14 protein-coding genes and 1 tRNA gene are annotated in these 16949 nt (G+C 48.3%); 10 read left to right on the top strand and 5 right to left on the bottom strand.

All coding sequences use genetic code 11. The features are described 5' to 3' along the window. The first annotated feature begins 165 nt into the window (after positions 1–165). The 7 genes from dtd (at position 166) to AC2UZI_RS09475 (ending at position 8850) form a co-directional block, all read left to right on the top strand. Positions 166–612 carry a D-aminoacyl-tRNA deacylase gene (dtd, locus tag AC2UZI_RS09445; RefSeq protein WP_486943549.1) on the top strand — a complete coding sequence of 149 codons (447 nt, stop codon included), beginning with the start codon at positions 166–168 and terminating at the stop codon, positions 610–612. A gap of 2 nt (positions 613–614) precedes the next feature. Then, positions 615–1022: an HIT domain-containing protein gene (locus AC2UZI_RS09450; protein ID WP_486943550.1), complete on the top strand. Its 408-nt coding sequence runs from the start codon at positions 615–617 to the stop codon at positions 1020–1022. Positions 1023–1123: 101 nt separating this feature from the next. Next, on the top strand, positions 1124–1849 hold the full coding sequence (imuA, locus tag AC2UZI_RS09455; RefSeq protein ID WP_486943551.1) for a translesion DNA synthesis-associated protein ImuA: 726 nt from the start codon (positions 1124–1126) through the stop codon (positions 1847–1849). Then, on the top strand, positions 1761–3209 hold the full coding sequence (locus AC2UZI_RS09460; RefSeq protein WP_486943552.1) for a Y-family DNA polymerase: 1449 nt from the start codon (positions 1761–1763) through the stop codon (positions 3207–3209). The genes imuA and AC2UZI_RS09460 overlap by 89 nt, the downstream gene beginning before the upstream one ends. 12 nt (positions 3210–3221) lie before the next feature. Beyond that, positions 3222–6371, top strand: coding sequence for an error-prone DNA polymerase (locus AC2UZI_RS09465; protein ID WP_486943553.1), 3150 nt, complete (start codon positions 3222–3224; stop codon positions 6369–6371). A 119-nt stretch (positions 6372–6490) separates the two neighbouring features. Then, complete coding sequence (locus AC2UZI_RS09470) at positions 6491–8053, top strand: phospholipase D family protein (RefSeq protein ID WP_486943554.1); 1563 nt, start codon at positions 6491–6493, stop codon at positions 8051–8053. Between the two features lie 308 nt (positions 8054–8361). After that, entirely contained in the window at positions 8362–8850 is a 489-nt protein-coding gene (locus AC2UZI_RS09475) for a hypothetical protein (RefSeq protein ID WP_486943555.1), read from the top strand. Positions 8851–8871: 21 nt separating this feature from the next. Here the strand turns inward: AC2UZI_RS09475 and AC2UZI_RS09480 are convergent, their stop codons facing one another. After that, a complete protein-coding gene (locus AC2UZI_RS09480; protein ID WP_486943556.1) occupies positions 8872–9663 on the bottom strand; it encodes a class I SAM-dependent methyltransferase in 792 nt (263 codons plus the stop codon). Between the two features lie 233 nt (positions 9664–9896). Between AC2UZI_RS09480 and AC2UZI_RS09485 the strand changes: the two genes are divergently transcribed. Next, the gene (locus AC2UZI_RS09485) at positions 9897–11657 is read left to right on the top strand and encodes an FMN-binding glutamate synthase family protein (protein ID WP_486943557.1); all 1761 of its coding nucleotides are present in this window, start codon (positions 9897–9899) and stop codon (positions 11655–11657) included. Between the two features lie 39 nt (positions 11658–11696). Here the strand turns inward: AC2UZI_RS09485 and AC2UZI_RS09490 are convergent, their stop codons facing one another. Both AC2UZI_RS09490 and dbpA read right to left on the bottom strand, forming a co-directional pair. Then, positions 11697–11855 (bottom strand): hypothetical protein, encoded by a 159-nt coding sequence (locus AC2UZI_RS09490; RefSeq protein ID WP_486943558.1) that lies wholly within the window; start codon positions 11853–11855, stop codon positions 11697–11699. Between the two features lie 58 nt (positions 11856–11913). Beyond that, positions 11914–13299, bottom strand: coding sequence for an ATP-dependent RNA helicase DbpA (gene dbpA, locus AC2UZI_RS09495; RefSeq protein ID WP_486943559.1), 1386 nt, complete (start codon positions 13297–13299; stop codon positions 11914–11916). 329 nt (positions 13300–13628) lie between these two features. Between dbpA and AC2UZI_RS09500 the strand changes: the two genes are divergently transcribed. After that, positions 13629–13705, top strand: a tRNA-Met gene (locus tag AC2UZI_RS09500). 332 nt (positions 13706–14037) lie between these two features. Here AC2UZI_RS09500 and AC2UZI_RS09505 read toward each other — a convergent pair. Continuing rightward, the gene (locus AC2UZI_RS09505) at positions 14038–14718 is read right to left on the bottom strand and encodes an O-methyltransferase (protein ID WP_486943560.1); all 681 of its coding nucleotides are present in this window, start codon (positions 14716–14718) and stop codon (positions 14038–14040) included. Positions 14719–15005: 287 nt separating this feature from the next. Next, entirely contained in the window at positions 15006–15710 is a 705-nt protein-coding gene (locus AC2UZI_RS09510; RefSeq protein ID WP_486943561.1) for an autotransporter domain-containing protein, read from the bottom strand. 241 nt (positions 15711–15951) lie between these two features. On the opposite strand from AC2UZI_RS09510, the gene rlmF reads away from it, so the two are divergent. Then, entirely contained in the window at positions 15952–16947 is a 996-nt protein-coding gene (rlmF, locus tag AC2UZI_RS09515) for a 23S rRNA (adenine(1618)-N(6))-methyltransferase RlmF (protein ID WP_486943562.1), read from the top strand. Positions 16948–16949 lie beyond the last annotated feature (2 nt).

Raw genomic sequence — 16949 nt, forward strand, 5'->3', positions numbered from 1 at the left:
TACTCATCTCTTACCCTATTTACCCAGTCAAACGGGTAAATAGGGTTTATTTTTTTAGCCTGCACCCTGAGCAACATAAACAGTTAAGATAAAGATCTGGCTAAGCAACCTTAAAAAGAAGCTTAGATTTACTTCTGTCTTATTCAAACTCGAAGAAGGACTGTCATGCTTGCTGTAGTACAACGCGTTTTATCTGCGCACGTTGATATTTCAGGAACGCAAGTTGCTAGCATCAACAACGGTTTATTGGTATTAGTTTGCGCTGAGCCCACAGACACCCCCGCTACCGCAGACGCCTTATTAGCCAAAATCTTAAAGCTACGTATTTTTGATGATGCGCAGGGCAAAATGAATGAAAACATACAACAGGTTAACGGTGGTTTATTACTGGTTAGCCAATTTACGCTAGCTGCCGATACCAGCCGCGGTAATCGGCCCGGTTTCACTCAAGCCGCAGCGCCTGATTTAGGTCGTTTCTTATTTAACTACATCGTCGATCAAGCTAAGCAACAGCATCACCCCGTAGAAGCTGGTCACTTTGGCGCGAATATGCAAATTTCCTTAATCAATGACGGTCCCGTTACGATCCCTTTACAGATAAATCTCTCTTAATTATGTTCACTTTGCATCCGACTCTTGCCGCTGACACCGTTGAAATTGGGGAGCTTCCCCTTTGTAAAGCCTTGCTGCTAAATGACCAACGTTTTCCTTGGGTCGTACTCGTTCCCAAACGCCCGAACATACGTGAGGTATTTGAATTAACGTCCACAGAGCAAGAACAGTTATGGACCGAAACCAGTGAAACCGCAAAGCGCTTAAATACCCATTATCAGGCCGATAAGATGAATGTCGCAGCCTTGGGCAATATGGTGCCTCAACTGCACATGCACATCATTGTTCGTTATGAAAAAGATGCCGCCTGGCCGTCACCCGTGTGGGGTTCTGGCGCTGCACAGCCTTATTCGGAAGAAGCGCTTGCATTGCAAAAAGAGACCTTAGCCAAACTGCTGTTAACGCTTTAAAAACAAAAAAACACGCTTATCAGGCTCGTTACAGGGCTTGATTCTTTGCTTCGCTTAGGTTAAAAATACTGTATAAATAAACAGTATTTAGCGGGGCGGTCATGTCAAACTGCAAAAAAGTCGTCGCGCCTGAGGCCATACACCCAGCGTTATGGCGTGCTTCGCAGGTATTAAAACCCAAGCTAGCTGGTTTAGACACTGGCTTTGCACAATTGTCGCAACAGCTACCGGGGCAAGGGTGGCCGTTAGGCACACTTATCGATTTTGCGCTTCAGCAATCCGGTATTGGCGAACTTCAACTGCTGAAGCACGCCCTACTTCATAAGCAAAAGCACCCCATTGCGTTAATTTCCCCACCCCTTATCCCAAACATCATGACTTGGCAGCAATGGGGCGGTAAGACGGCACAGCTATACACCGTCAACACCTCAAACATGGCTGATGCATTGTGGTCTTGCGAAAAAATGCTTAAGCAAGGCTGCTTTGGTGCGGTAGTGCTTTGGCAAGAGCACATACACACCCGCTCATTGCGTCGCTTGCATATCGCAGCCCAACACCACGACACCCTGTTTATTGTTATGCGTTCATTATTAAGCCTTAAACAACACTCGCCTGCTTCATTACGCCTTCAATTAACCCCTAAGCCTAAAGGCCTAGATATTCACATTATTAAGCGTTTAGGCACTCCGCTCGATACGCCTATTTTTATTCCTTTATACCCAAGCACTCGCCAACATCATGCTTTGCTGGATCAGCATCCAATTTCCACACCTGCAGCTCGACACCCACTATCCGAACTGGCCCGCCCAACCCATAGCCATCATTGACGCAAACAACGTCATTTATTGCTCTCCGTTGGCGCGCGCAGCCGGTATTCGCATCGGCATGCGAGCAGGTGGAGTCAGCACCGTATGTGCCAACTGCAAGGTGATCACGCTCAATCCACAAGCCACCGCGCAACAACTACAGCAAGTGGCAACAAGCCTTATGCAATACACCCCTGAGGTCTGCCTATCAGGGCCCAATACAATCAGCCTGCATGTCAGTGCCAGCCTTCGTTTGTTTGGTGGTCCAAGGGCATTGTATCGAGCCATATTAAAATTATTATCGCGTAGTGCTTATCATGTTAATGCGGCCATGGCCCCCACTGCGACGGGCTCTCTCTTACTCTTGCACGCTTCCACACGCCAATGTCGTGCCTTAAGTTTTAAGCGCTTAACGCAATTATTAGCGCCAATACCTTGCAGTGCATTACAACAGGCTCAATCACACCTAGAGTGGTTACACGCCATTGGCTGTACGAACCTAGCTAGCCTTAGCGCTCTTCCTAGAAAAGCACTGCTGCGTCGAACCAGCCCCTTATTATTAGACGAGCTTGAGCAAGCCTTAGGACAAAAAACAGAAGCCTTTGCTTTTTTTCAACCGGCACTGACTTTTACGTCGTCGCTGGAACTCTATGACAGTGTTCTCCACGCATCTGTTATTTTGCATCGTGCCCAACGCTTAATTGAAGAGCTTTGTGGTTGGCTTCAGGCACACCAGTTAGCATTAAACGAACTGACTTTTGATTTAACTCACGAGCGCGGTCGCCATGCGCGTAAGCCGAGTCAACTGACCCTACGTCTCAGCAGCCCTTCTTGGGACCCTGTCTTAATCACCCAATTGGTGGGCGAACGCCTACAACGCTACCCCCTTGCCGCGCCCGTCGTTGCCATCGCTCTAAAGGCGAACGACTTACAAGCAAGAGCCACCCAAAGCCTAAGCCTTTTCCCCGACCCTCAACAACGCGCTGCAGAGCTTGCTCCTTTATTCGATTTATTAAAAGCTCGACTCGGAGACAACGCCATACTGGAAGCGGTGCCCATCGCCGACCATCGGCCCGAAAAAGCGAATCAATGGTTAAGCCACCCCCAACCTAAAAAAAGCCAAATCGATCTGCCAGTGGGGCCGCGACCTTTTTGGCTTTTGCCTACCCCCATCGCATTAACCGTGCACAACCATCGCCCTTTTTACACCTCTGCCTTGAAAATGATTTCAGGACCAGAGCGCTTAGAAGAAGGATGGTGGGACAACGACGCCATAGCGCGAGATTACTTTATTGCCGAGGCCACTAACGGTGCTCGATATTGGGTCTTCCAAGACCTTAAAAAAAACGGTGAATGGTATTTACATGGGCTTTTTGCATAACGCCAAAACACGATGAACCTAACCCCTGCCCTTCCTTCTTACGCCGAGTTGCATTGCTTAAGTAACTTTAGTTTCTTAAAAGCAGCCTCGCATCCGCACGAACTGGTTGAGCGTGCGCACCAACTGGGATACAAAGCGCTTGCCCTAACAGATGAGTGTTCCATCGCAGGCGTGGTCCGAGCCCATGTGGCCGCCCAAAAAGTGGGCCTACATTTAATTATCGGTGCGACATTTACGTTACAAGACAGTGCCTCAAGCCCACCCATAAAGCTGATCTTACTTGCACAAAACCGCGAAGGTTATGGCAATTTATGCGAGCTAATTAGCCTAGGCAGACAACGAGCAAAAAAGGGAAGCTACCGCTTGTATTGCTCAGACATCAGCGATCCTGACAACCCTAATCTAAAAAACATAGCCGGATGTTTAGCCATATTGCTGCCCAGCTATAACGGCTCACCATCGCTTTTACAAACACAGGCTTCATGGCTGAAACAACATTTTTTAAACCGAAGCTGGATTGGCTTACATTTGCCCTTGCAAAGTCACGACGCACAACACAAACAACACCTGATCACCACGGCCTACCAACTGCAATTACCCATTGTGGCCACAGGAAATGTGCACATGCACGTGCGTTCTCGCAAACCGCTACTTGACACCTTAATCGCTATTCAACATGGCACTAGCATTGCTAAATCGGCCCAGCAGCGTAGCGCTAATGCCGAGCAGCATCTACGCACTCGCTTACGCTTAGCCACCCTTTACCCCCCTGAAACTTTACAGCAAAGCCTTGTTATCGCACAGCGCTGCACGTTTTCATTAACGCAAATTCGATACCAATATCCCCACGAAATTTGTCCTGAACACAGCACACCACACGATTATCTGCGCGAACAAAGTTACATAGGAGCCCACTGGCGCTACCCAAAAGGCATCCCCTTGCCTGTACAAGCGCTACTTGAAAAAGAGCTCAATATCATCCGCGAACTGCAATACGAAGCCTATTTTTTAACGGTTTACGATATTGTTCAATTTGCTCGACAACAAGGTATTCTGTGTCAAGGTCGAGGTTCGGCGGCCAACAGCGCCGTTTGTTATTGCTTAGGTATTACCGAGGTCGATCCCGAACGCAGTTCCAGCTTATTCGAACGTTTCATCAGCAAAGAGCGCAATGAGCCTCCTGATATTGATGTTGATTTTGAGCATCACCGTCGCGAAGAGGTCATTCAGTACATTTATCAAAAATACGGCACCGACCGCGCGGCGCTGACCGCCGTCGTCATCAGCTATAGAGCAAAAAGCGTATTGCGCGATGTAGGCAAAGCACTCGATGTCGACCCTTTACTGATTGATCGTGTCGCCAAAGGGCATAGCCACTGGGATGGTAGAGACAAAGTGGCCCAACGTATGCAGGAATACGGGGTAGATATGAACGCCGTAAAAAGCAGACAATGGTTGTTGCTTAGCGAAACGCTGATTCACTTCCCGCGCCACCTCTCTCAACACCCGGGCGGCTTTGTGATCAGCCGAGAAAACTTAAAACGCTTAATTCCTATCGAGAATGCTGCCATGCCTCAGCGCAGTATCGTACAGTGGGATAAAGACGATTTGGATGCGCTTAATTTTTTAAAAGTGGATATCTTAGCCTTAGGTATGCTGAGCGTGATCAAGCGCGCACTGGATTACGTCTCTAAACGCCGATCGACCCCTTTCACGCAGCAAGACATTAGCCCCGAAGACCCCGCTACCTATCAAATGATTCAACGTGCTGACACAATCGGCACCTTTCAAATCGAGTCTCGTGCACAAATGTCGATGCTACCTCGATTAAAACCTAACACCTTCTACGACTTAGTGGTGCAAGTGGCTATTGTGCGCCCTGGCCCCATACAAGGTGGGATGGTACACCCCTATTTATTACGCCGAGAAAAAAGAGAAAAGGTCACTTACCCTAAAGCAGAACTTAAAGTCGCTTTAGAACGCACCTTAGGGGTGCCTATTTTTCAAGAGCAAGTCATGCAAATCGCCATGATTGCAGCGGGATTTAGCGCCGAAGATGCCAACGGCTTGCGACGCGCGATGGCCACGTGGAAGCGTAAAGGCGGTATTAACATCTACCATCAAAAAATTGTAGAAGGTATGAAAGCCAACGGCTATGAAGAGGCCTTCGCCGAGCAAATTTTTAAGCAAATCGAAGGCTTTGGTGAGTATGGTTTTCCTGAAAGCCACGCGGCAAGCTTTGCCTTATTGGCCTATCACAGCAGTTGGTTAAAGTGCCACGAACCCGAAGCCTATTTAACGGCCTTACTCAACAGCCAACCCATGGGCTTTTACTCGCCTTCTACCTTAATTAATGACGCCAAACGCCACCGCGTCAACGTTGCCCCTATTGATGTCTTACATAGCCAGTGGGACAGCAAGCTCGAAACACGACCCTCAGCTCAACGCCCAGCAGTTCGTTTAGGCTTCAATTTAATTAAAGGCCTAAGCCAAGACTGCGGATGGCGAATCGAAGAAGCTCGCGCAGCACGCCCCTTTCATTCAGTCAAAGACATGGCTCTACGGGCCCAATTAAGTAAACACGACATACAAAAGCTAGCTTATGCTGGGGCGTTACATCAACTATCGGGTCACCGGCATCAGGCCGTGTGGGAATCCAGTGCTAGCCTAGCCGATCACGACTTATTAAAAGCCAGCGTAATAGACGAAGGCCCCTCAGCAACACCGCAGCTAAGCCAACCTAGTCTACTTAAGGATGTATTAGCCGATTACGCTCATACGGGAGTGAGCTTAACGGCCCACCCCATGGCATTGCTACGCCAACCATTAGAGCAAAAAGGCTACTTAAACTCACAACAATTAGCCCTGCAACCCAATCGCCGTCTTGTTCGCGCTTGTGGTGTCGTCACCATCAGGCAACGCCCCGGAACAGCAAAAGGAGTGGTATTTATTACGATGGAGGACGAGTATGGTCCAATTAACTTGGTGGTACATGCCAACATCGCCGAACGGCAGCGTCATGTTTTACGCCACGCTACGTTATTAGGCGCCTTCGGCGTCTGGCAGTCTCATCAAGGATCACAAAGTCTATTAACCAAAAGGCTGGTCGATCTTAGTCACCTACTGCCGACATTCAACAACAAAAGCCGAGACTTTCATTAACTCGTCATAACGCTAAACGCTTCGCCGCGCTATGATAAATCACCAAAGCCATAGATTAATTTGTGAATTTTTCTTATGCTTGGGCAACATAAAATAGCCACACACTAAAGGTAACGCTAATGTCACGCTTTTCGCTCCACCGTCTTTGGCGCTATCTGGTTGTCACCCTTGGCCTTACAACGCTGGTCGCCTGTAGTCTGCCTCCGGTCGGCAATCGCATTGAAAGCTCGGCCATCACACCTGACGAAGCGCTAGAAACCCAGCTGGGTAAATCGCTATCTCCTTTGGCGAAAGAGCATCCGGGTTTAAGTGGCATTCGTGCTCTGCCCGATGCGTATGATGCCTTTGCTGCACGAGTGCTGCTGGCTAAAGCTGCTCAAAAAACCTTAGATATTCAATACTACATTTGGCGAAATGACACCACAGGCGGCTTAATGCTGCAGGCTATCAAAGAAGCGGCTGATCGCGGGGTCCGGGTACGCCTACTGCTCGACGACCATGGCATCACTAATTTCGATCGGGTGCTGGTTACGTTAAACAACCACCCTAACATTCAAGTCAGGCTGTTTAACCCGTCGGGTTTGCGCACCCCCAAACTACTTGGTTATGTCATCAATTTTGCAAAATTGAATCGCCGGATGCATAACAAGTCCTTTACCGCCGATAACTCAGCCACCATCGTCGGCGGCCGAAATATCGGCGATGAATACTTCGGTGCCGCCGCGGACTTGCACTTCACTGACCTTGATGTTTTAGCCATTGGCGAAGTGGTCAACGACGTGTCACTCGACTTTGATCGCTATTGGTCACATGAACTCGCCTATCCCATTCACAGTCTTGTGCAAAATCACAAAACCTTCAACTTAGAACGCACTGACCTCACTCGCCTTAACCCAAAAATGCCCGATCGTCGTAAAGACTATATCGAGGCCATCAGCCGCTCAGAAATTATTCGTAATCTACTGGGCGGCGAACTGGGTGTGGAATGGGTACGTACAGAAATGGTCAGTGATGACCCTGATAAAATCTTAGATGAAGCGGACAAAAGAGACCTCTTTACCTATCAATTAAGTCGAGCTATTGGTACACCAGAATCGCAGGTGGATCTCATTTCTTCTTATTTTGTGCCCACCCAATCTGGCGTCAACAACTTCAACGAATTGATGCAAACAGAAGGCCTATCCATTCGAATCCTCACTAATTCGTACGAGGCCACCGACGTTGCTATCGTCCACGCTGGCTACTCTAAATGGCGCAAAGATTTGCTGTCACACGGAATAGAACTCTACGAATTAAAAAAACAGTCTTCAGGTGATTTAAAAAAAACGGGCGTAGGCCGCTTTGGTAGCTCAGGTTCTAGCCTGCATGCCAAAACTTTCTCTATTGATCACAACCGCTTGTTTGTAGGGTCGTTTAATTTTGATCCACGATCGGCCCATTTAAATACTGAACTGGGTTTCGTCATTCACAGCCCTAAACTCGCCAGTGAAATCTCCGCCTTGTTTGATAAAGAAATCCCTTTATCCAGTTATCAGGTGGTATTAAGCCCCGAAAACAAACTGCACTGGATCGAGCATCGAGACGGTGAAGTGATCACTCATACCCAAGAGCCCGGCTCAACCATTATGTCGCGATTTACCATCAATATTCTTTCGAAGCTACCGATAGACTGGCTACTGTAAGCAACAATGTAACCAAACAGAAGCTCATCCAAAACTAAATCTTGGCGTCATGCTGCCGTTAATTTTTAATAAGAAAATAGCTTTTTCAAGCTCTAAAGCTACGCCAACGCATTGTCTACAGCGCCGGGGGGGGCTAGAGAAAGCCCTTGCCTACTCCCTTGTAAATGTACGACAACCATGGCGAACTCAACACGACACCGTGCAAACACAAACAATATTTAACAAGGCTGTCACTTTTACTCTTCTATACTGCAAACGATGAAAAGAACGGTAGTGTGGGATAGATGCGTGCTTGATGAGGCCAAGGAATGACAACAGTCACTGGAAAATTTGAAACTCGTATTGCCGCTGAAGCAGCAGCACAGGCTCTGATTCAGCGCGGTTATCCTGCGCACCTGATTAGCATCTCGGGTGAAGACGAAAACAGTTACGATATCTACCTACAAAATGAACAACGTGAAACAAGCAACCTACTTTCCACCTATTTACACCCCTACTCGGTTATTGGTGCAGCCCTAGGTGGATTAGCACTGGGCGGCATCGCAGCGTTTTACTACAACATAGGGTATTTACACATTGCTTGGGTATTCGCCATGTTTGTCGTCGGCGCCTACGTCGGCTTGCTTTTTGGCACCATGATGCCATCGCTAAACGATGCCCCTCCAGCACCTTCTCGACTTGGTGCCACCTCACCCGCTTTAATCAAAGTCTGTACCACGCCCCACCAAAGCTCAATATTAGATAACGACCTAAAACAAGCTGGGGCCACACAAATCTGCCGTCATTACTCCGTTTAAGTCCGCAGCAACAGCTTAAACCTAAACCTTTGGGGCCCAATCGATCAGCGCCCATCGCGTAGGCTCTCCACCAGCTTTTGCACGCGTAGCATCGGCTTCATACCACTTTTGTAAGGCTGTTTTCTGTTCGATCGTTAAGGGATCGTTCAGCTCCAAGCGCTCAATAAACTCATTCAAATCACGGGTATGAGCCAAGCGACTGGGGTACTCAATAAACGAGACATTGGGATAGAAACCCAAGGTATGCAAGATGGCAGGAATGTAAAAGTAATCGGGAAAGGCTTGTTTTTCACGTCCTAAAATGCGAGCGACTTCAGTATCCACAAAAAAGGGATTTGCAGGGTAACTCACGTACACCCGTTTACGAGCATGCTGAGTTAAACGCAGCAGTGCAGCTTGCATGTCGTCAACCAAAGTGGATCGCGAGGCAATCACAATATCGCATTGCGGCACATCGTCCCAAGGCTCGTACCAATCTTTACAAAGCGTGCTTACGTTTTCTTGCCCTGATAACGCTGCATTCTCTTTGACTTTTTGTAGCATGCCTTGGCTATAGTCCAAGGCGTAGACGTGTTTGGCACGTTTGGCTAATAACACAGCCAACCCACCGCTACCACACCCCACATCTAGCACCGTCTCGCTCGCTGAGACCTGTACGGTTTGTTCAAAGTGGGTGGTGTATTGATTTTCAATTTGCCCGACCTGTATTTTTTCGGCTCGGGCATCCCACTTCTCTACCGGCGTGCGCCCACGGCCTGAGCTTTTTTTATGTTGAATGTAAAGCTCTGCAAAATCAATATCGTTTAAAAACATAGTATGAACAACGTTAATGTAAGGGGGTTAAGCTTGGTCAAAAGAGCTTGATTTCAAGCGCATTGTCCCGTGCACACAGCGAAGTTTGTCCGCCATCTCAACTACGTATCGTAGCGCAAAGCACCAGCGCGACAAGATGCCCTACGGATTTACGCCAGCTACTGTTATATTGCGGCATCTGTTAAGGTTTATATAGTTTTCGCTTAGCCCTTAAAGCAGTCTGGAGCTTTAGAATGTATCGTCTACTGACGCGTTACACAGCCTTATATGCGGTGCTATTAGGCGCCTTGGTTTTTTTGCTACTTTCACTTTATCAAAGTCCATGGTGGCTCATACTGGCAATACCCTTTGTCATTCTCAGTGTGATGGGGTTTGTGGACCTTCGACAAACCCGTCACGCCATCCGTCGTAACTACCCTGTCATCGGTAATTTACGATTCTTGTTTGAATACATTCGACCAGAAATACGCCAATATTTCATTGAAAGTGATACGCAACAACTGCCTTTTTCAAGGGCAGACCGTTCGCTGGTCTACCAACGAGCCAAACAACAAGAAGACAAGCTTCCTTTTGGTACGCAGCAAGACATGTACAGCAGCGGTTACGAATGGATCAACCATTCCATGGTGCCAAGTACGATTAAAGACAGTAACTTTCGCACCTTGGTGGGTGGTCCACACTGCACCAAGCCCTACTCTTTATCTGTCTTTAATATCTCCGCCATGAGCTTTGGAGCCTTATCGGCAAACGCTGTGATGGCATTAAACAAAGGGGCTGTGCTGGGAAATTTTGCGCATGACACGGGCGAAGGCGGGGTTAGCCGCTATCACACCATGTACGGTGGTGACCTGATCTGGAATATCGGCTCAGGCTATTTTGGCTGTCGTGATGAGCATGGCAATTTTTCACCTGAGAAATTTGCTGAACGCGCTCGCCAAGACAGCATCAAAATGATTGAGATTAAGCTGTCTCAAGGGGCTAAACCAGGACAAGGTGGTATTTTGCCCGGCGCAAAAGTTACCCCTGAAATCGCCGCGGCCCGTGATGTGCCCGTCTGGCAAGACTGCATTTCGCCCCCGCAACACAACGCCTTCTCAAACCCCATCGAGTTGCTTGAGTTTGTGGCACAACTTCGTGAGCTCTCTGGCGGTAAACCGGTGGGTTTCAAACTGACAATCGGCCACCCGTGGGAATGGTTCTCTATTGCCAAAGCCATGCTTAAAACTGGCATTACGCCCGATTTTATTGTGGTTGATGGCTCGGAAGGTGGCACTGGCGCAGCGCCCGTTGAATTTATCGATCACGTGGGTACGCCACTGCGCGAATCCTTACGTTTAGTTCATAACACTCTGGTCGGGATCGGGCTACGTGAACACATACGGATTGGCGCCTCAGGAAAAATCATCAGTGCTTTTGACATGGCTCGCATCATGGCCTTAGGGGCAGACTGGTGTAATAGCGCTCGCGGCTTTATGTTTGCGGTGGGCTGTATTCAAGCACTTACCTGTCATACGGGCAAATGCCCCGTGGGGGTAACAACCCAAGACCCCAGACGTCAAGAAGGCCTGGTGGTGTCAGATAAGTCGTTGCGCGTTGCCAGTTATCACAACAACACGCTGAAAGCCTTGGCTGATTTACTTAAAGCCGCTGGCTTGCATCACCCAAATGAGTTACGTCCCCATCATATTGCGCAACGTATCGCCAACGGTGAAGTGCGTGTGTTATCGGCCTTGTTTCCTGATTTGGATAAAGGCGAGTTATTACAAGAGCACTACCGTCAAACCATTTTCCGTACGGCGTGGCCCATGGCTCAAGCCGAATCGTTTCATCCCTTGTACAGCCTTAGTGCAGCGCTATCAGGACTGGGTAAGCACGAACTACCGGAAAAATCAGCACAAACTGCCACACAAGCGTCGGCGAATAATCCTACGCATACCCCACCTGCGCCACCTACGGTGAAACCGCGCACGCCTGAACCCGGCGCCACCGCTTAAACGACTGGATGGCTGTATGTTTCTATACAGCCATCAACTTTAGTTGCGGATTTGCTGGGTGCCCACACCCACATCCACCTCACCATACACCTCGACATTAGAGCGACTGTTATCTGCTGTGGATGACGGGGTTGGTGCGCAAGCGCTTAACGTAAAACCGACTACAACCAAACCTAGCATTTGCTTGAAACTGCGCATCGTATACAACCTTAAAAATAAATGTATGTGGAACAACTTAAGCCAATCTTGAAAAAGCTTAGCCACTGATTAGATGCATTCTGAAGCGTTTAGTTTTAATGCCGTGTTGTAACAAACGATTCACCGCCTCTTTGGCTACCCGCCGATCAAGGGCGACATGGCTAACCACCACGCCAATATTGATCTTTCCGACTTGATCACGCGTCAGCCCACCATCGCCTGTGAAGGCACCTAAGATATCCGCCGGACGTAATTTATCTTTCTTACCACCCAGAATCACCACGGTTACCATGGGTGCTGGCTCAGGCCGTTTGGCCACATCACGCAACGAACGCAACTTGGCACGCTGCAAGCCTTTTTGTTGATACTGTTGAACGAGCTCTTCAATTTGGCTATCGAAATGGGTACTTAAACTAAGCGCCAAACCTTTTTCTTGTGCTCTACCGGTGCGCCCAATGCGGTGAATATACACTTCTGGGTCGCGTGGTAGCTCGACATTAATGACCGCCGCGAGCGACGAAATATCTAAACCTCGTGCCGCCACATCGGTGGCCACCAACACGGTGCAACTACCGTTTGCGAACTGTATTAGCACCTCGTCACGATCCCGTTGTTCTAAATCGCCGTGCAAGGTTAACGCGCTAAAGCCTAAGGACGTTAGGTAATGCGCTAAGCCATCACACTGCGCCTTGGTATTACAAAACGCCAAGGCCGACTCGGGCTGATAATGACTTAATAAACGCGCCGTTGCTTCGTAGCGTTCTGTCGGATCCACATCAAAAAACAACTGCTCAATTTGCGACCCGCGCACTAATGACTCCACCTTAACCTCAATCGCATCCGTCAAGAAATGCGCAGAGTCTTTACGGATGGTCTCTGGGTAGGTAGCCGAAAACAGCAAACTTTGGCGACGGGGTGGACACGCTGCTACCACTTCGCGCATGTCGTCGTAAAAACCCATATCAATCATGCGATCGGCTTCGTCTAACACCAAGGTTTCAACTGGCGACAAGTCAATGGTTCCACGACGTATGTGGTCTAACACACGCCCTGGTGTCCCCACCACAATATGCACCCCATGCGCCAAGGAATCAATCTGACGCTGCATGGGCACACCACCGGTAATGGTCAACACCTTAATATTGTTCTCGGCGCGAGCCAGACGGCGCAATTCTTCAGCTACCTGCCCGGCCAGTTCTCGAGTGGGACACAGCACCAAGGCTTGTATCGAAAAACGAGCAGGCCGCAGCTTATGCAAAATACCCAAACCAAAGGCAGCGGTTTTACCACTCCCCGTTTTAGCTTGAGCAATGAGGTCTCGACCCTCAAGAATAAACGGCAAGCTTTCAGCCTGGATCGGCGTCATCTCGCTAAAACCCAGTTGGGCCAAATTGCTCTGCAATGAATGTGAAAGCGGTAAACTGCTAAAAGATTGAGATGACATAAATAAAAAAAAGCCAAACGAGATAAGCCACAATTCATGCCCTACTCCCACAAGGCAGCAAAGCACACAGCCCTCATTGTACGGGTTTAACCTTAAGTTCCGAATGCCAAAGCCAAAATCCATCGTAATACGATAAAGATGCGACACCCGAAAGGCATAAGCGGTCTTCTTTAGCAATGCATTGAACACAAATCATGACGCGAGATGTCGCTAAGCCTTTGTAATAACATTGCTTTTTAAGAGCCAGAACGTAGAGCCTAAAAACAGCATACAAAAAGGCCTAAATAGTCTTGATTTCTTAAATTTAATCGTGCTATAGTAACGTTCTTGGCGCATTAGCTCAGCAGGTTAGAGCGACGGAATCATAATCCGCAGGTCCCCTGTTCGAATCAGGGATGCGCCACCAAAGAATATCAAGGGCTTAGCGATCACTCGCTAAGCCTTTTTCTGTTTCTTATCCCCTCATTTTGCTCTCGTGTCCAAACTGTGTCCGAAATTTCCGGCGCCGGATGCGAGACAACCTGAGACGGTCAGTGTTGCGACGACGCCTCACGGGGTTGGCCATCTCCATAGTGGATAGATATGGCCTTAGGATGCCTCAAACAGTCTCAATCACCAACCTGTAAGGGCGTAGCTTAGCGTAGGGGCAAGCTTTCTGACTGCAGATTCAACCCGTTGCAGTCACTCAACTGGATTGCCAGCTCAAATGATTGAGGCTCCATTAAGCGCAGGACATGATTAGCCTTTGACCACGGAAAGCGTGAAACCGTCCCAGCCTTTTTCTCCCACTGTCTGCAGTGCTGTACTGTCTAGGCGCTCATCCTTAGACAGCATTTCGGCAAACCTTCGAACACCAAGGACACTTGCATCGGTGCTGTTTTTCTCTATCACTGCACCCCCTCTCACCACGTTGTCCCCGATAATGACTGAGCCAGGACGTGCAAGTTTTAAAGCCCATTCGAGATAAACTGGGTTATTCGGTTTGTCCGCATCAATAAAGATGAGGTCAAAGGGGGCGTGAAGTTCAGGTAAGACCTCCGACGCTGCGCCAACTCGAATATCAACCTTGTCGCTACATCCAGCCGCCTTGCAGTTCTCGAATGCGATCTTCGCCCGCATTGGGTCTAGCTCAATAGAGGTAATGCAGCCTTCAGGCTGCAATGCTCTCGCCATCCAGATAGTGCTGTACCCACCAAGGGAGCCGATTTCGAGCACCCGCTTAGCACTTGTTAATTTCACCAGCAACGCTAAGAACTTTCCCTGAACCGCTGATACATCGTGTGTTGGCATACCTGCCTCAGCATTCACCACTAAAGCGTTTGCCAGTGCATCGTCTTGAGGGGCTAAGAGTTCAGAAAAATATTCATCCACTGTTGTCCATTTATTGGCATCTGCGCTTGGGTAATCGGGTGTTCTCACGAACTATCTCCTTTTTGTTAAGACCGGGTTACGGCCTTTTCTGCTCGAAAAGCGAGTGACAGCTTTTGGCCTATTGTGTTGAAAAACTCCAAACGAACGGTTTTTGAGCCACCCGATGGGGTGCTTTACCCCTTGCTTGATAGGCGATCGTGGCATATGCGCGATTCTGGAGGGTCATTTTTTTAAAATCTGAATTCCGAGATTAAGAATCGAGTTTTTCAACACAATAGGCCGAAAGCGGCCTTAAACCATTAACTTGAAAGATATAACCGCTTAAAGCAATAAAGCTAAAACCTAACGTTTAGTGAAACACCTAAACTGGCGCGCCACACATCGTCAATTTCATATGGGTTTATCTCTGATACCCCTAAGTTCCCTTTTCTTGTATTTCCTGTGCGAAAGCCGCCCGTATACGCCACCATGGCATTTAGGCCTAATACTGCGTTAGTTGATAACTGATGCTGTAAAGAAGCCCCTACTTGCACCATAGGGCTTAGCTTAGTATGTTTTTCCACATCAGATACAAAAGCCCCATGAAAGGTTTCTGTGACGTTAGAGAGTTTATTATGTGTAGCGCCTACACCTGCGGTTGCTCGAACTGTCGTTGCATCTGAAACGTTCCAACCATAAGCTAAATTTACCAAAATAGCATTGCTGGTTGCTTTTCCTGAAAAATCCAAGCGTTGCCCGAACCCAGGAAACTCTGCTGCCCAATCAATGTCCCCTCGGACGTGTTGATAGCTAACAAAACCAGATAAATTGCGATCGAACTGGTAGCCTGCATGAGCTCCTATCCCAGCCGCATTTCCGAATTTTACGTCTTTTACAATGCCTCCTCCCCCAAATCCGCCGCCATCTGATGTATCAGATGACCCATGTGCTATGCCAACCGATGTATCTAACCCAGCAAAAAAACCCGGTGCTTGAGCTTGTGCCATCGTGGGCAGGATAATTAAAACAACGACCGATGAGATCCGTTTTATTCGGAACATTACTATGACTCTCTTGAAGTTAAGAATGAACGACTAACGTATAATTACATTTAATAATAATTAAGAGGAAACCCTATCTAAAAAATAGAGAAACAACGTTTAAATGCTGCTTTGTTCTAACAGTGGGTATGGGTACCCACATCGGCCCATGTAAACCGTGTACCATTGCGCGAAGCCATACCAGCATTAAGTTCAAGCATACGTTCTGGCAAGTTTTGAAACGAATCTACAGACGCAACGTTTGCTTTTTTCAACAGGCAATTCCATTTCTAAATCACCCGCACCCTCTGCCAAGGCACCAGCCTTACTTCACCCGCGTAACCGCCATCAAGGCCGTTACGACTTTAGCCGTCTCATCAACGACACACCCGAGCTGGCCGCTTTTGTCTTCTTGAATCCGTATGGTGACCAAAGCATCAATTTCGCCGACCCAGCTGCGGTTAAGACTCTCAATCGCGCCTTGTTAAGGACTTTTTACGACATTCAGGATTGGGATATTCCTGCCAACTACTTGTGCCCTCCTATTCCTGGGCGTGCCGACTATGTGCACTATCTAGCCGACTTACTGAGTAGTAACAATGCGGGGGTCATTCCCTGTGGTGCCACAGTGCGCGCACTCGATATTGGCGTGGGAGCAAACGCCATCTATCCGTTAATTGGCCACGCTGAATATGGATGGCACTTTCTAGGCTCGGACATCGACGCTGTTGCGCTAACGTCGGCGCGACGTATTATTCACGCCAATCAAGGCTTATCCACGGCAATCAAATTACGTCAGCAACGATCGCACAACCATATTTTCCAAGGTATCTTAAGTGCCAACGACTATTTTGACCTTACGCTGTGCAACCCACCCTTTCATAGTTCTCAAGAAGAAGCGTCGCGTAGCACTCAGCGTAAATGGCGTGGTTTAACTAAGGCTGTATCCAAACAAAAAACGCCCGTACTGAATTTTGGCGGCCAAAGTAATGAGCTGTGGTGCGAGGGAGGCGAAGCACACTTTGTGCGTCGCATGATAGAAGAGAGTACAAGCGTGCGTAGCCAAGTATTTTGGTTTAGCACCTTGGTATCCAAAGAATCTAATTTACCCAGTTTGCTGCATACCTTAGAAAAAGTTAACGCCTTTGACGTGCGCGTCATAGAGATGGCCCAAGGACAGAAGAAAAGCCGATTCATTGCATGGACGTTTTTAAATACCGAGGCACAGCGGACATGGCGTAATCAGCGCTGGCTATAAAT

This window comes from Paenalcaligenes sp. DL 463, assembly GCF_057475185.1.

Bases quoted from the DNA above. Each gene is read 5' to 3' on its own strand.
- dtd (WP_486943549.1), top strand. From the start codon at position 166: ATGCTTGCTGTAGTACAACGCGTTTTATCTGCGCACGTTGATATTTCA.
- AC2UZI_RS09450 (WP_486943550.1), top strand. From the start codon at position 615: ATGTTCACTTTGCATCCGACTCTTGCCGCTGACACCGTTGAAATTGGG.
- imuA (WP_486943551.1), top strand. From the start codon at position 1,124: ATGTCAAACTGCAAAAAAGTCGTCGCGCCTGAGGCCATACACCCAGCG.
- AC2UZI_RS09460 (WP_486943552.1), top strand. From the start codon at position 1,761: ATGCTTTGCTGGATCAGCATCCAATTTCCACACCTGCAGCTCGACACC.
- AC2UZI_RS09465 (WP_486943553.1), top strand. From the start codon at position 3,222: ATGAACCTAACCCCTGCCCTTCCTTCTTACGCCGAGTTGCATTGCTTA.
- AC2UZI_RS09470 (WP_486943554.1), top strand. From the start codon at position 6,491: ATGTCACGCTTTTCGCTCCACCGTCTTTGGCGCTATCTGGTTGTCACC.
- AC2UZI_RS09475 (WP_486943555.1), top strand. From the start codon at position 8,362: ATGACAACAGTCACTGGAAAATTTGAAACTCGTATTGCCGCTGAAGCA.
- AC2UZI_RS09480 (WP_486943556.1), bottom strand. From the start codon at position 9,663: ATGTTTTTAAACGATATTGATTTTGCAGAGCTTTACATTCAACATAAA.
- AC2UZI_RS09485 (WP_486943557.1), top strand. From the start codon at position 9,897: ATGTATCGTCTACTGACGCGTTACACAGCCTTATATGCGGTGCTATTA.
- AC2UZI_RS09490 (WP_486943558.1), bottom strand. From the start codon at position 11,855: ATGCGCAGTTTCAAGCAAATGCTAGGTTTGGTTGTAGTCGGTTTTACG.
- dbpA (WP_486943559.1), bottom strand. From the start codon at position 13,299: ATGTCATCTCAATCTTTTAGCAGTTTACCGCTTTCACATTCATTGCAG.
- AC2UZI_RS09510 (WP_486943561.1), bottom strand. From the start codon at position 15,710: ATGTTCCGAATAAAACGGATCTCATCGGTCGTTGTTTTAATTATCCTG.